Here is a 14002-nt window from a genome sequence, read left to right as displayed (position 1 = left end):
TCCTCCTTTTAGCCTTTCGTCGCGGAAGCTATAACTTTTTCCGCTATTTGTCTCGGAACTTCCGTATAGCACGAAGGTTCCATTGTATATGTTCCACGGCCCTGTGTCAAGGACCTTAGGGCCGATGCGTATCCGAACATCTCGGCCAGCGGGACGGTCCCTGCGAGGACCTTCGCGTTAGCCCTTTGGTTGATGGAATCTATCTTTGCGCGGCGTGAATTAAGGTCTCCTATGACCGAGCCCATGAATTCATCGGGTATAGTGACCTCTATCTCCATGATAGGCTCGAGTAATACCGGTCCCCCGCGTTTCAGGCCGTCCACAAAGCCCATGGAGCCGGCGGTCTTGAACGCCATTTCCGATGAGTCGACCTCATGATACGAGCCGTCGACTAATGTGACCTTGACATCTATTACCGGATATCCCGCGAGAGCGCCGCTCTTGGCCGCCATCAATACGCCGGCTTTTGCCGCGGGTATATATTCCTTCGGGATAGATCCGCCGACGATCTTGTTTATAAAAGTAATGCCCGAATTCGGCTCGCCCGGCTCCATATCCAAAACCACATGGCCGTACTGGCCGCGGCCGCCGGACTGGTGTATGAACTTCCCGACGCTGTGCGAAGGTTTCGTCACGGTCTCCTTATACGCGACCTGCGGTTTACCGACATTCGCCTCGAGCTTGAATTCCCTCATCATCCTATCGACGATGATCTCAAGGTGGAGTTCTCCCATACCGGATATTATGGTCTGTCCGGTCTCCTGGTTATAATTGACCCTGAAAGAGGGGTCCTCTTCCATGAATTTATTCAAGACCATACCGAGTTTGTCCTGGTCGGCCTTGGTCGCCGGCTCGATAGCGAGCGAAACGACAGGCTCGGGGAAATGCATCGACTCGAGAGTTATCGGATGTTCCTCATCGCAGATCGTGTCGCCGGTCTTTGTGTCCTTTAACCCGACCGCCGCGGCGATCTCACCGGAATAGACCTGCTCGACTATCTCCTGCTTGTTGGCATGCATACGCACTATCTTGCCGACGCGCTCCTTGACGTCCTTGTTCGAATTATAGATATATGAACCAGCCTCAAGCACGCCGGAATATACCCTGAAATAAGTAAGCTTTCCGACGTACGGGTCTGACATTATCTTAAAAGCCAGCGCGCAGAACGGCTGGTCATCCGATGCCGTCCTCTCCTCGTGCTGTCCCGACTCGGGATTTAATCCCTTCATGGAGGGCACGTCGAGCGGGCTCGGGAGGTAATCGCATACCGCGTCCAAAACCGGCTGGACCCCTTTGTTCCTGAACGAACTGCCGCAGACGACCGGGACCACGACGCTCTTGATAACGGCCTTCCTTAACGCCTTCTTTATCTCTTCGATGGTCGGCTCCTGACCGTGGACGAATTTTTCCATGAGGTGGTCGTCGACTTCGGCTATCTTCTCTATCATATGCGCGCGGTATTCCTTCGCCATCGAGAGGAGGTCGGCCGGCACATCCTGTGTCTCGAATTCCACGCCTTTTACGTCATCATACTTAAGGGCTTTCATCTCGATAAGGTCGACTATGCCCTTGAAATTCTCTTCACTGCCGTAAGGTATCTGTATCGGAACAGGCACAGCGCCCAATCTCTCTATCATCTGTTTTACCGTCCCGAAGAAATCAGCTCCTGTCCTGTCCATCTTGTTTATATAAGCGATCCTCGGGACCTTGTACCTGTCTGCCTGGCGCCAGACCGTCTCGGACTGGGGCTCGACACCGCCGACCGCGCAGAATACGACGACAGCCCCGTCCAACACCTTGAGCGAACGCTCGACTTCTACCGTGAAGTCCACATGTCCCGGCGTATCAATAAGGTTTATTCGCACATCTTTCCAGAAGCACGTCGTGCTGGCCGAGGTAATGGTGATCCCGCGTTCCTGCTCCTGGGCCATCCAGTCCATCGTAGCGGTGCCTTCGTCGACGCTGCCGATCTTATGGACACGGCCCGTATAGAAGAGCACCCTTTCGGACGTGGTCGTTTTTCCGGCATCTATATGAGCTATGATGCCTATGTTCCTTGTATTCTCTAAAGAGTATTCTCTAGCCATGTTTTGTCTATTTGGTACAACCTGTGTTGTTATAGCCATCGTCGTCCATTTTTACCATCTGAAGTGGCTGAAGGCCTTGTTCGCCTCTGCCATCTTATGGATATCCTCGCGTTTCTTTACCGCGGATCCCGTGCTGTTATAAGCATCAATTATCTCGGCAGCCAGCTTATCGACCATCGGCTTGCCTTTGCGGCTCCTTGCGAAATCCCTGATCCACCTCATCGCGAGCGAGATTCCCCTGTCCTGGCGCACTTCGATCGGGACCTGGTATGTCGCGCCGCCGACTCTCCTGGATTTGAGCTCTACCAGGGGCCTGGCGTTATCGATCGCCTTCTGGAAAGTCTCGAGCGGCTCTTTGCCGACTTTCTTTGCCGCCTGTTCAAATGCGCCGTATACGATCTGTTCGGCGGTCGATTTCTTCCCGCACTCCATGATCATATTCATGAACTTGGAGACGATCTTCGACTTGAATTTCGGGTCCGGTAAAATCTCTCTTCCTTCGGCTTTACGTCTTCTCATATTTTATTTAACCTTACTTGGGCATCTTCGCGCCGTATTTCGAGCGCGACTTCTTCCTCTGGTTTACTCCCGCGGCATCCAATGTCCCGCGGACGATGTGATATCTGACTCCGGGCAAATCTTTAACTCTTCCGCCCCTGACTAATACGATAGAATGCTCCTGAAGGTTATGGCCCTCACCCGGGATATATCCCGTGACCTCTACGCTGTTAGTCAGCCTTATCCTGGCGATCTTCCTTAACGCCGAGTTAGGTTTCTTCGGCGTCATCGTCTTGACCTGAAGGCATACGCCGCGTTTCTGCGGGCATTTCTTCAACGCCGGGGATTTTGTCCTCTTTTTTTTCTGTTCCCTGCCGTACCTTATCAATTGCGATATCGTTGGCATTTAATCTCCTGATTACAGATTTTTTCCGACTTCTATATTCCTGTGTGCCTCAAAACCCGTTCCCGCGGGTATGAGATGGCCCATGATGACATTCTCTTTCAAGCCCCTGAGCTCATCGCGCTTCCCGCTTGCGGCCGCGTCGGTAAGGACCCTTGTCGTCTCCTGGAAGCTCGCCGCCGAGATGAAACTTTCGGTCGATAGCGCGGCCTTGGTTATGCCGAGAAGCATCTGTGTCGCGCTCGCAGGCTTGCCGCCCTTCTTCTTTACGCGCTCGTTCTCTTCGAGGAACTTTAACTTGTCGACCTGGCTACCGACGAGGAAATCGGTGTCGCCCTGCTCGTCTATCCTGACCTTCTTGAGCATCTGGCGGACAATGACCTCGATATGCTTGTCGTTTATCTTGACTCCCTGGAACCTGTAAACCTCCTGGATCTCGTTCACGAGGTATTCCTGGAGTTTCTTATCGCCCGAAACGCGCAGTATATCCTGCGGGACTACGGGTCCGTCTATAAGCTGCTGGCCCGCGACGACCTTGTCACCCTTGTACACGTTAAGGTGCTTTCCGTGCGGGATCAGATATTCCTTCTTCATATTAGTCTGCGGATTCTTTACGACGACGCGGCGCTGTCCCTTCTTCGAGGGACCGAATTCCACGACACCGTCGATCTCGCTTATGATAGCCGGGTCTTTAGGCCTGCGTGCCTCAAATAGTTCGGCTACGCGAGGGAGACCACCGGTAATGTCTTTTGTCTTGATGGTCTTACGCGGTGTTTTTCCTATAAGGTCGCCGCCCGCAACCTTCTGTCCGTCCTTTACGACGATGTGCGCGCCGGACGGGATCGAATAAAGGGCCTGGACTTCATCCTTATTATCGAGTATGACGATCTGCGGATGGTATTCGCCCTTATGCTCGATGACGACCCTTTCGGTAAGCCCTGTTTCGGAGTCGGCCTCTTCCCTGATCGTCTGGCCGTCTTTAATATCTTCATAACGGACCTTGCCTGAGACTTCCGTAAGTATCGGGACGGTGTAAGGATCCCATTTGACGAATATCTCGTCCTTCGAGACCTTCTTTTCTTCCCCGACCGTTAAAAGCGAGCCGTGCGGGACCGTGTATCTCTCAAGTTCGCGGCCGTTCTCGTCATTGACGGAGATCTGCCCGTTCCTGTTCAGGACCACGAATCCCTTCTCCTTCTCCGCGACCTTAAGATTGTGGTATTTGACGATACCCTTGTTCTTCGACTTGATGAAAGACTGCGCGACGACTCGGTACGCCGTACCGCCGATATGGAAAGTCCTCATCGTCAGCTGGGTGCCGGGTTCGCCGATAGACTGCGCCGCGATTATGCCGATAGCCTCGCCTAACTCTACCATCCTGTTTGTCGCAAGGTTGCGGCCGTAACACTTGGCGCACAAGCCGTGGTCAGCCTCGCAGGTCAGGACCGATCTTATCCTTATCCTCTCGATCCCCGCCTGTTCGATGCGTTCGCCGGCCTCTTCGGTTATCTGGTCGCCGGCCGAGACTATGACCTCGTCGGTGATTATATCCACTATATTATCCAGCGCTACCCTGCCGATGATCCTTTCCTTCAGGGGCACGACCACCTCATCGCCTTCGATGATGGCGCTGACGAAAATACCGTTCAATGTGCCGCAGTCGTCGCCGGCTATAATGACATCCTGCGCGACGTCTACGAGCCTGCGGGTCAGGTAACCCGAGTCGGCGGTCTTCAAAGCGGTATCAGCAAGACCCTTCCTCGCGCCGTGCGTCGAGATGAAGTATTCCAGCACCGTGAGGCCCTCGCGGAAATTCGCGGTGATCGGGCTCTCAATGATCTCGCCGGAAGGTTTGGCCATGAGGCCTCTCATACCGGCGAGCTGCCTGATCTGCTGTTTCGAACCGCGCGCGCCGGAGTTGGCCATCATTAATATAGGATTGAACTGATCAAGCTCTTCAAATATCTTGTCCGAGATCTTGTCCGTCGTAGTTGTCCAGATGTCGATGACATTGTTATATCTTTCGCCGTCGGTTATAAGACCCTTCCTGTACTGGGTCTCGACATGGAGGACTTCTTCGCGGGCTTCCTTGATAAACTTATCTTTCTCTGTCGGTATATGGAGGTCGTCGATCGCTATTGATATGCCGGCTATAGTGGCGTATTCAAAGCCGAGTTTTTTGAGTTTATCCAGTATCTCGACGGTCTTTTTCTGGCCGAACTGCTTGTGCACATCCAATATAACGCCGCCGAGTTCGGATTTGCTCATCGGCCTGTTGACGAACAGGAAACCTTCGGGAAAGACGTTGTTGAATATGACCCTTCCTACGGTCGTGTCGATGATCTTGCCGTCTATCCTCACCTTTATCTTCGAGTGGAGCGTTATCTGGTCGTCATCAAAAGCGATAAGGGCTTCCTCTTTGTCGCTGAAGACCTTGCCTTCGCCCTTAGCCCCGTCTTTGTCCTTCGTCAAATAATAGCAGCCGAGGACTATATCCTGCGTCGGGGTGGTTATCGGGTTGCCGTTAGCCGGCGAGAATATATTATTCGTAGAGAGCATGAGGAGCCTGCATTCCATCTGCGCCTCTATCGAAAGCGGCACATGGACGGCCATCTGGTCGCCGTCGAAATCGGCGTTGAAAGCGGTGCAGACCAGCGGATGTATCCTTATGGCTTTACCTTCTATAAGGACCGGCTCGAATGCCTGGATGCCGAGCCTGTGGAGCGTCGGGGCGCGGTTCAGCATGACCGGGTGTTCCTTGATGACGTCATCAAGTATATCCCATACCTCAAGGCGCGCCTTCTCTACCATCTTTTTCGCGCTCTTTATCGTATGGACGAAACCCTGTTCCCTGAGCTTCCTTATGATGAAAGGCTCGAAGAGCTCGAGCGCCATCTTCTTCGGAAGGCCGCACTGGTTAAGCTTAAGTTCAGGCCCTACGACGATGACCGAACGGCCCGAATAATCTACGCGCTTGCCGAGGAGGTTCTGGCGGAAACGACCCTGCTTGCCCTTAAGCATATCGCTCAAGGACTTGAGCGGCCTGTTCCCGGGACCGAGGACCGGCCTGCCGTGGCGGCCGTTATCGAAGAGCGCGTCGACAGCTTCCTGGAGCATCCTCTTCTCGTTCCTTATGATTATCTCGGGCGCTTTGAGCTCGAGTAATTTCTTAAGACGGTTATTCCTGTTTATGACCCTCCTGTAGAGGTCGTTTAGGTCGCTCGTCGCGAACCTTCCGCCGTCAAGCGGGACCAGCGGACGGAGGTCAGGCGGCAGGACCGGGATGACATCTATTATCATCCAATCGGGCTTGTTGCCGGATTTCCTGAAGGCCTCGACTATCTTCAAGACCTTGGCTATCTTCTTCTGGGCCTGTTCGGCCTTGGCCTTCTTGAGGTCGGCGTGCAGTTTTGTAGCCATCTTATCAAGGTCTATCTCTTTGATAAGCTCCCTTATCGCCTCTGCGCCCATCCTGGCTTCGAACTTATGGCCGAACTTCTCAAGCGCCTCCTGGTACTGTTCTTCGGTCAGGAGTTGTTTCTTCTTGAGGGAAGATTCGCCCGGGTCGACGACGATATATTCTTCGTAATAGAGGACCCTTTCGAGATCCCTTAAATTTATGTCCAGGAGAGCGCCCATCCTGGTGGGCATGGCCTTAAAGAACCATATGTGAGATACCGGAGCGGCCAATTCGATATGGCCCATCCTCTCGCGCCTTACCTTAGAGAGGGTCACCTCGACGCCGCACCTGTCGCAGACTATGCCCTTGTATTTTATCCTCTTGTATTTTCCGCAGTTGCACTCCCAGTCCTTTGTAGGGCCGAATATCTTCTCGCAGAAGAGGCCGTCTTTTTCCGGCTTGAGCGTCCTGTAGTTGATCGTCTCGGGTTTCTTGACCTCGCCGCGCGACCAGGAACGGATAGTCTCGTTAGATGCGATCTTGATGCTTATCGCGTCGAAGGTAGTGGGTTCCTCCATCGACTTATCGCGGGGCTTCAGGAACATATCGTCCTTCTTCGATTTCTTTCCGGCTTTTTCTAAAATATCTTCTTTTAACATTATTTTTTCTTCTCCGTCCTTACGTCAAGACACAGGCTCTGGAGTTCTTTTAACAAGACATTAAACGATTCGGGGGTGCCGGGCTGAAGCGCGTTCTCGCCCTTCACTATCGCCTCGTATATCCTCGTGCGTCCCACGACATCGTCAGATTTGACCGTCAATAATTCCTGCAAAGTGAAAGCTGCGCCGTAGGCCTCGAGCGCCCAGACTTCCATCTCGCCGAACCTCTGTCCGCCGAACTGCGCCTTGCCGCCGAGCGGCTGCTGGGTAACGAGGGAATACGGGCCGATCGAGCGGGCGTGTATCTTCTCATCCACAAGGTGGATAAGTTTCAGCATATATATGTAGCCGACCGTTACTTTCTGGTCGAAAGCCTTGCCTATTAAACCGTCATAGAGGGTTATGCGGCCGTCCTCGGGCAAGCCGGCGGCTTTCAATTCCTTCTTTATCTCTTCCTCCCTGGCGCCGTCGAAGACCGGCGAAGCGACATGAAAACCCAGCACTTTCGCGGCCCAGCCAAGGTGCGTCTCCAGTATCTGCCCGACGTTCATACGGGAAGGAACGCCCAACGGGTTCAATATTATCTCGACGGCCGTGCCGTCCGGGAGGAAAGGCATATCCTCTTCCGGGACTATCCTCGCGACGACACCTTTATTCCCGTGGCGACCGGCCATCTTGTCGCCGACCTGGATCTTCCTCTTTGTGGCGACCATTACTACGACCTTCTTCAATACGCCCGCCGGGAGCTCGTCGCCCCTCTTTATCTTGTCTATCTCGCGCTCTTCCTCATACTCGAGTTCGTGTATCTGGTCGTCGAGTATCTTTATGATGCGTTTTATCTCTTCCTCGGCTTCCTTGTTCTCGGGAAGCTTTATATTATCCAGGTCGCATCTCTCGAGTTTCTTGAGGTCAGTCTGCCTTATCGTCTTGTCTTTAGCGATGAGGGTCTCGCCGGTCTCGTCATCGACGAGGCTCGCGGCGAGCTTCTGGCCTACCAGGACCTTCGAGAGCTTCTGCGCCTTCTGTTTCTGTATGTTGTTTATCTGGCTGCTATATTCCTTCTTGATCTTATCGGTCTCGTTTATCTCTTTCTGCGCTTCTTCTTTGGTCTTCGATTTTCCGCCCTTCCTGCTGAAGACCTTGACTTCGACGACCGTACCCTCTACGCCGGGCGGGACTGTCAGGGAAGTATCCCTGACGTCGCCGGCTTTCTCGCCGAATATGGCGCGGAGCAATTTCTCTTCGGGGGAAAGCTCGGTCTCACTCTTAGGCGTGACTTTTCCGACCAAAATATCGCCGGGCTCGACTTCGGCGCCGATCCTGACGATACCGTGCTCATCGAGGTTCTTGAGCGCGTCTTCGCTCACGTTCGGTATATCGCGCGTAACCTCTTCATTGCCCAAACGGGTATCGCGTGCCTCGCTGTCGAATTCTTCTATATGCAGGGAAGTATAAAGGTCTTCCTTGACCAGCTTTTCGCTTATTATGATCGCGTCTTCAAAATTATAACCTCTCCACGGCATGAAAGCGACCAATACGTTCTTCCCCAGCGCAAGCTCGCCTTCCGAGGTGCCGGGGCCGTCTGCTATGACTTCGCCCTTCTTTATCTTCTGACCGATCTTGACTATCGGCCTCTGGTTGACGCAGGTATTCGCGTTGGAACGCATGAACTTGCGCAGCCTGTATGTCTTATCGCCTATCGTTATCTCATCGGCCTGTACCGATTTCACGACGCCTTCCTCTTCCGCTATTATCACGGCGCCGGAGTCTTTCGCGGCCCTGTATTCTATTCCCGTCGCGATAAGCGGGGCCTCGGTGACCATGAGAGGCACGGCCTGGCGCTGCATGTTCGAACCCATAAGAGCGCGGTTCGCGTCATCATGCTCGAGGAACGGTATAAGACTGGCAGCGATAGAAACGAGCTGTCTCGGGCTCACGTCCATGTAATCGACTTTTTCCCTGGGCGTGAGCGGGAAATCGCCCTTATGTCTGCAAAGCACATCGCCTTCCGCGAAACGGCCCGACGACTCGAGCTTTGCGTTCGCCTGGGCGATTATATATTTATCTTCGATGTCAGCAGAAAGATAATCGGTCTTTTCCGTGACCCTGCCCTTTTCGGCTTTCCTGTAAGGCGTCTCTATGAAACCAAACTCGTTAATGCGCGCGTAAGTGCATAAAGAAGCTATGAGTCCGATGTTCGGGCCTTCAGGCGTCTCTATAGGGCAGATACGGCCGTAATGCGAATGATGGACGTCGCGGACCTCGAAACCGGCCCTCTCGCGCGAGAGGCCGCCTGGACCGAGCGCGCTCAAGCGGCGCTTGTGCGTCATCTCGGCTAACGGGTTCGTCTGGTCCATGAACTGCGACAACTGCGAACGTCCGAAGAAATCCCTGATCACGCTTGAGACCAGTTTGGAATTTATCAGGTTATGCGGCATTATGTTCTCGAGGTCGTATATCGAGAGCCTCTCGCGTATAGACCTTTCGAGGCGGGCGAGACCGATCCTGAACTGGTTCTGCAGCAGCTCTCCGACGGTGCGGATGCGCCTGTTCCCGAGATGGTCTATATCGTCGAGCTGGCCTTCGCCGTTCTTGAGCTTTATAAGATATTTGATTATCGCTACCAGGTCCTGGGGAGTTATCGTCCTCTGGTCGAGAGGCAGGTTCAGGTCGACTTTCCTGTTTATGATATAACGGCCGACGCGGCCCAGGTCGTATCTCTTGGGATCGAAGAATAGCCGGTTTATCAGGTTCTGCGCCGATTCGACCGTAGCCGGGTCGCCGGGGCGCAGCTTCCTATATATATCTATGAGCGCCTCATCCCTCGACTTGAGATGGTCTTTTTGGAGCGTATTCTCTATTTCAAGGGAGGCCTGCTTTAGTATCTGTATCGATCTCACGTGATGCTTGTCCCAAAGCTCTTCCACGAGCTCTTTATCGAGCTTCTTGTATTTCAGGTTAAGCGCCTCTCCGCTCTTCTCGTCCACGATGTCGGCGGCTACCGTATGGCCGATAAGGTCTTTGAGGTCCTGCTTCTCCTTGAGCGTTTTTGTATCGATGCCGCAGAACGCGTCAAGTATATCGCCGTCTGTCGAATAGCCCATCGCGCGTAAAAGCACCGTAGCGAGGACTTTCTTCCTCCTGTCGATGACCGCGTGCAGGCAATCGTTTACGTCGAACTCGAACTCTATCCAGGAGCCCCTGTAAGGTATCACCCTTGACGAAAAGAGCTTCTTCCCGTTCGGGTGGGTCTCTTCCTCGAAGGAGACGCCCGGGGAACGGTGCAGTTGGCTTACGATGACCCTTTCATCGCCGTTCACGATAAAGGTCCCCGTCCTGGTCATAAGGGGCAGTTCGCCTAAATAGACTTCCTGCTCCTTGATGTCCTTCTTTCCCCTTAGGCGTATTTTAAGTTTAAGGGGTACGGCGAATGTCATGCCAAGCTTTAACGATTCGAAATCGTCATACTTAGGCTTCCCGAGAGAGTAGTTGACATACTCGAGCTTATACGCACCGTCTGGGCTCTCTATTGGGAAGAATTCATGGAATACCTCTTCAAGCCCCGTACGCCCTCTCTTCGCCTTGGGCACGTCCGTCTGGAGAAAATCATAATACGAACGGACCTGCACGTCGAGAAGGTTGGGCATCTCGAAAAGTTCAGGTAATTTCGCGTAATTCTTCCTTTTTATCGCCATTTGGTTTTCCCGGATTTGGTTTTAAACAAAAACGTTACTTGAGTTCGACCTTTGCGCCGGCAGCTTCAAGCTTTTTCTTGATAGCTTCAGCTTCTTCCTTGGGAACGTTCTCTTTTACCGGTTTCGGGGCCGAATCAGCGAGGTCCTTGGCTTCCTTCAAACCGAGAGTAGTCACCGAGCGGATCTCTTTGATGACGTTTATCTTGTTGGCGCCGCAATCAGTCAAAACTACGGTAAAGGTCGATTTCTCTTCTACCGCGGCAGCTGCTGCGGGAGCCGCTGCAGCCGCTGCAGCCATCGGGACAGCCGCAGTCACGCCGAACTTCTCTTCCATCGCCTTAACAAGTGTCGAAAGCTCAAGGACACTCATCTCCTCGACCGACTTCATTATGTCATTCAACTTCTTGCTAAGTTCCACCTTCTCCGTCACTTCTGCCATCTTAACCTCCTTCTCCTTCTTTTTTAATTGCTCTTTTTCTTTGAGACTTCGTTCAGCACCCTGACCAGTTTCTGCAAATTTCCCCTCAATACATTAGCCAGGCCCTGAATAGGCGCTTTCATCCCGCCCATGACCCTCGCCAGCATGACTTCCCGCGGCGGCAGCATGGCTAATTCCTTGACACTTTCGGTCGAAAGCACCTGGCCGTCCATATACCCGCCCTTTATGACCATGTTCTGTTCGGCCTTGGCGAAATCGTATAATATCCTCGAGGCCTTGGTCGGGTCGTCCTTGGAGAACGTAACCGCCGATGACTTCTCGGCGATATCGCATAACGGCTCGAGCTTTTGTTTCTTGAGCGCGAGCTTAAGTATCGACCTCTTTACGACCTTGAGCTCGGAAGACGATTTCTTAAGCATCTTCCTCAGCTTCTCGGTTTTTGACGCCTTGACCTTCTCAAAATTTACGAAGAAGAGGTACGGGTTATTCTTTATCAGGCCAGCGACCTCATCTACCATCACTCCCTTGACTTTGCGGCTAAGTTTTTCCATTTCCATTAACCCCTTGCCAGGTTAGAAAGGTCCAGCCTAACTCCGGGACCCATTGTCGTCGATATCGATATGGACCTGATGTAATTGCCCTTTAACGTGGCCGGCCTTGCGTGCTGTACCGCCTCGATAAGGGTATAAGCGTTCTCATATATCTTGTTATCTTCGAATGAGGCCTTCCCGACGGATATATTTATATTGGAGATCTTGTCCATCTTGAACTCGACCTTACCGGCCTTGACTTCCTTTACGGCCTTGGCCACATCTTCGGTGACCGTGCCGGCCTTCGGGTTAGGCATGAGGCCTTTCGGGCCTAGCACTTTTCCGAGTTTACTGAGTTCCCTCATCATCTCGGGCGAGGCGACGGCGACGTCAAAATCGAGGAATCCCTTTGACACCTTTTCTATCAGGTCTTCCGCGCCGACATGTTCAGCGCCGGCTTCCTTAGCCCTGTGCTGCGATTCGCCTTTGCAGAATACCGCGACCCTCTTGGTCTTACCGGTACCGTGCGGCAGGACGATAGTGCCCCTCACCATCTGTTCGGACTGTTTCGGATCTATATCCAGCTTTATGGCCAGATCCACCGATTCGTCGAACTTCGTCTTGGGAGCTTTCCTTAATAAGGAGATCGCTTCCTTAAGTGAATACTTCTTATTTTTGTCTACCAGACCTTCGAAAGCCTTTACTCTTTTGCTTGCCATTTTAGATTCTTCCTTAACCTTCAACGTCGATGCCCATGCTGCGGGCGGTTCCTGCTACGATCTTTATCGCCTCGTTAATATCTTCCGTATTAAGGTCTTTGAATTTTATCTTCGCTATCTCGATGAGCTGGTCCTTCGTGACCTTGCCGACCTTCTCTTTGTTCGGGACGCCCGAAGCCTTGGCGAGGTTGCACGCCCTCTTCAACAGGACCGAACAGGGCGGGCTCTTCACGATGAAGCTGAAACTCTTGTCTTCGTAAACCGAGATAACTACCGGGAGGGTCAGGCCTTCCTGCGACCTGCTCATCTCGTTGAACTTCTTGCAGAACTCCATGATGTTCACGCCGTGCTGACCGAGCGCCGGACCAACCGGAGGCGCGGGATTAGCCTGGCCTGCCGGGCAATACAATTTGATGGTTGCCTTTATCTTCTTTGCCATTTTAGAGTTTTTCTACCTGCCAGTATTCTAATTCGACCGGGGTCGACCGTCCGAATATCGTGACTGAAACCTTCAACTTACCCTTATCCGGGTTTACTTCCTCTATTACACCGTTAAAATTCGTGAACGGGCCGTCCGTCACCCTTACCGATTCGCCCCTCTCGAATATGACCTTCGGCGTCGGTTTTACCTTGCGGTCCTCGCTCTGTTTCAATATGGACTGCACTTCGTCTTCCCTGAGGGCTACGGGCTTTGTCCTGGCGCCGATGAAACCGGTGACGCCGGTGGTATTCTTGACGAGGTACCATGTATTGTCGTTAAGGTCCATCTCGACAAGGACATAACCGGGAAAGAACTTCCTCTGGGTTATCTTCTTCTTGCCTTCCTTTACTTCCGAGACCTGTTCGGTCGGGATGAGGACCTGGGCGATGGCTTCCTTCATATTATTCGACTCGGCGCGCTTCTCTATCGCGGACTTAACTTTCTCTTCCGCGCCTGTCTGGGTATGGATAACGTACCACTTCTTCGCCATCTTCGCTTACAATCCTTGTTTCAATATCAAATGGACTATTTTCGAGAATGAAAAATCAAAGAACCCCAAGATCACGGTGAAGACCAGCACGGAGACGATGACGATCCACGCCGAAGCTACCAGTTCCTGGCGGCTCGACCACGAGACCTTCTTCATCTCGGCCCTCACTTCGTTCAAAAATGTTTTTACGTTTTCTATCGCTTTCATCGCATTTTTTTCTGGCAGGCCAGGAGGGACTCGAACCCCCAACAGGCGGATTTGGAGTCCGCTGCTCTACCAATTAGAGCTACTGGCCTAAAATTAAATCCGCCTTCGCGGACTCAATTTCCGAAGGCGGTTTGGTCTTGCTATTTCTTTTCCTTGTGGACAGTATGCTTCTTACAGAACCTGCAGTATTTCTTCAGTTCTATTCGCTCAGTAACGTTCTTCTTATTCTTCGACGAAGAATAATTATGGTTCTTACAGGTCGTGCATTCAAAAATCACTTGCTCTTGCATAAGATTACGCTATAACCTCTGATACCGCTCCCGCGCCTACGGTGTGGCCGCCTTCGCGTATGGCGAAGCGCAAGCCCTTCTCTAAGGCTACGGGGATTATGAGT

At 52.6% G+C, this 14002-nt stretch carries 12 protein-coding genes, 1 tRNA gene and 1 pseudogene; all 14 read right to left on the bottom strand.

Going from position 1 to position 14002, the window contains the following annotated elements:
* Positions 1 to 8 precede the first annotated feature (8 nt).
* Complete coding sequence (gene fusA / locus WC317_00985; protein ID MFA5338706.1) at positions 9 to 2087, bottom strand: elongation factor G; 2079 nt, start codon at positions 2085 to 2087, stop codon at positions 9 to 11.
* A gap of 51 nt (positions 2088 to 2138) precedes the next feature.
* Positions 2139 to 2606 (bottom strand): 30S ribosomal protein S7, encoded by a 468-nt coding sequence (gene rpsG, locus WC317_00980; GenBank protein ID MFA5338705.1) that lies wholly within the window; start codon positions 2604 to 2606, stop codon positions 2139 to 2141.
* A 13-nt stretch (positions 2607 to 2619) separates the two neighbouring features.
* A complete protein-coding gene (gene rpsL, locus WC317_00975; GenBank protein ID MFA5338704.1) occupies positions 2620 to 2991 on the bottom strand; it encodes a 30S ribosomal protein S12 in 372 nt (123 codons plus the stop codon).
* A gap of 33 nt (positions 2992 to 3024) precedes the next feature.
* Positions 3025 to 6993, bottom strand: a pseudogene (gene rpoC, locus WC317_00970) (DNA-directed RNA polymerase subunit beta').
* 53 nt (positions 6994 to 7046) lie between these two features.
* Positions 7047 to 10742, bottom strand: coding sequence for a DNA-directed RNA polymerase subunit beta (gene rpoB, locus WC317_00965; GenBank protein MFA5338703.1), 3696 nt, complete (start codon positions 10740 to 10742; stop codon positions 7047 to 7049).
* Between the two features lie 34 nt (positions 10743 to 10776).
* The gene (rplL, locus tag WC317_00960) at positions 10777 to 11181 is read right to left on the bottom strand and encodes a 50S ribosomal protein L7/L12 (GenBank protein ID MFA5338702.1); all 405 of its coding nucleotides are present in this window, start codon (positions 11179 to 11181) and stop codon (positions 10777 to 10779) included.
* A gap of 23 nt (positions 11182 to 11204) precedes the next feature.
* Entirely contained in the window at positions 11205 to 11738 is a 534-nt protein-coding gene (gene rplJ, locus WC317_00955) for a 50S ribosomal protein L10 (GenBank protein MFA5338701.1), read from the bottom strand.
* A complete protein-coding gene (gene rplA / locus WC317_00950; protein ID MFA5338700.1) occupies positions 11738 to 12430 on the bottom strand; it encodes a 50S ribosomal protein L1 in 693 nt (230 codons plus the stop codon). The genes rplJ and rplA overlap by 1 nt, the downstream gene beginning before the upstream one ends.
* A 13-nt stretch (positions 12431 to 12443) precedes the next feature.
* On the bottom strand, positions 12444 to 12869 hold the full coding sequence (rplK, locus tag WC317_00945; protein ID MFA5338699.1) for a 50S ribosomal protein L11: 426 nt from the start codon (positions 12867 to 12869) through the stop codon (positions 12444 to 12446).
* A 1-nt stretch (position 12870) separates the two neighbouring features.
* Positions 12871 to 13401 carry a transcription termination/antitermination protein NusG gene (gene nusG, locus WC317_00940; GenBank protein ID MFA5338698.1) on the bottom strand — a complete coding sequence of 177 codons (531 nt, stop codon included), beginning with the start codon at positions 13399 to 13401 and terminating at the stop codon, positions 12871 to 12873.
* A 6-nt stretch (positions 13402 to 13407) separates the two neighbouring features.
* Positions 13408 to 13608: a preprotein translocase subunit SecE gene (secE, locus tag WC317_00935; protein MFA5338697.1), complete on the bottom strand. Its 201-nt coding sequence runs from the start codon at positions 13606 to 13608 to the stop codon at positions 13408 to 13410.
* A 12-nt stretch (positions 13609 to 13620) separates the two neighbouring features.
* A tRNA-Trp gene (locus tag WC317_00930) sits at positions 13621 to 13697 on the bottom strand.
* 51 nt (positions 13698 to 13748) lie between these two features.
* On the bottom strand, positions 13749 to 13898 hold the full coding sequence (rpmG, locus tag WC317_00925) for a 50S ribosomal protein L33 (GenBank protein ID MFA5338696.1): 150 nt from the start codon (positions 13896 to 13898) through the stop codon (positions 13749 to 13751).
* A 4-nt stretch (positions 13899 to 13902) separates the two neighbouring features.
* A partial coding sequence (locus WC317_00920) for an elongation factor Tu (GenBank protein MFA5338695.1) occupies positions 13903 to 14002 on the bottom strand: 100 nt, incomplete at its 5' end.

This window comes from Candidatus Omnitrophota bacterium (genome assembly GCA_041653595.1).
Classification (GTDB): Bacteria; Omnitrophota; Gorgyraeia; order Pluralincolimonadales; family Pluralincolimonadaceae; genus Pluralincolimonas.
This window is presented reverse-complemented; position numbering and strand designations above follow the sequence as displayed.

What these genes read in the sequence shown, in the direction of transcription:
- fusA (MFA5338706.1), bottom strand. Translation starts at nt 2,087, where the DNA reads ATGGCTAGAGAATACTCTTTAGAGAATACAAGGAACATAGGCATCATA.
- rpsG (MFA5338705.1), bottom strand. Translation starts at nt 2,606, where the DNA reads ATGAGAAGACGTAAAGCCGAAGGAAGAGAGATTTTACCGGACCCGAAA.
- rpsL (MFA5338704.1), bottom strand. Translation starts at nt 2,991, where the DNA reads ATGCCAACGATATCGCAATTGATAAGGTACGGCAGGGAACAGAAAAAA.
- rpoB (MFA5338703.1), bottom strand. Translation starts at nt 10,742, where the DNA reads ATGGCGATAAAAAGGAAGAATTACGCGAAATTACCTGAACTTTTCGAG.
- rplL (MFA5338702.1), bottom strand. Translation starts at nt 11,181, where the DNA reads ATGGCAGAAGTGACGGAGAAGGTGGAACTTAGCAAGAAGTTGAATGAC.
- rplJ (MFA5338701.1), bottom strand. Translation starts at nt 11,738, where the DNA reads ATGGAAATGGAAAAACTTAGCCGCAAAGTCAAGGGAGTGATGGTAGAT.
- rplA (MFA5338700.1), bottom strand. Translation starts at nt 12,430, where the DNA reads ATGGCAAGCAAAAGAGTAAAGGCTTTCGAAGGTCTGGTAGACAAAAAT.
- rplK (MFA5338699.1), bottom strand. Translation starts at nt 12,869, where the DNA reads ATGGCAAAGAAGATAAAGGCAACCATCAAATTGTATTGCCCGGCAGGC.
- nusG (MFA5338698.1), bottom strand. Translation starts at nt 13,401, where the DNA reads ATGGCGAAGAAGTGGTACGTTATCCATACCCAGACAGGCGCGGAAGAG.
- secE (MFA5338697.1), bottom strand. Translation starts at nt 13,608, where the DNA reads ATGAAAGCGATAGAAAACGTAAAAACATTTTTGAACGAAGTGAGGGCC.
- rpmG (MFA5338696.1), bottom strand. Translation starts at nt 13,898, where the DNA reads ATGCAAGAGCAAGTGATTTTTGAATGCACGACCTGTAAGAACCATAAT.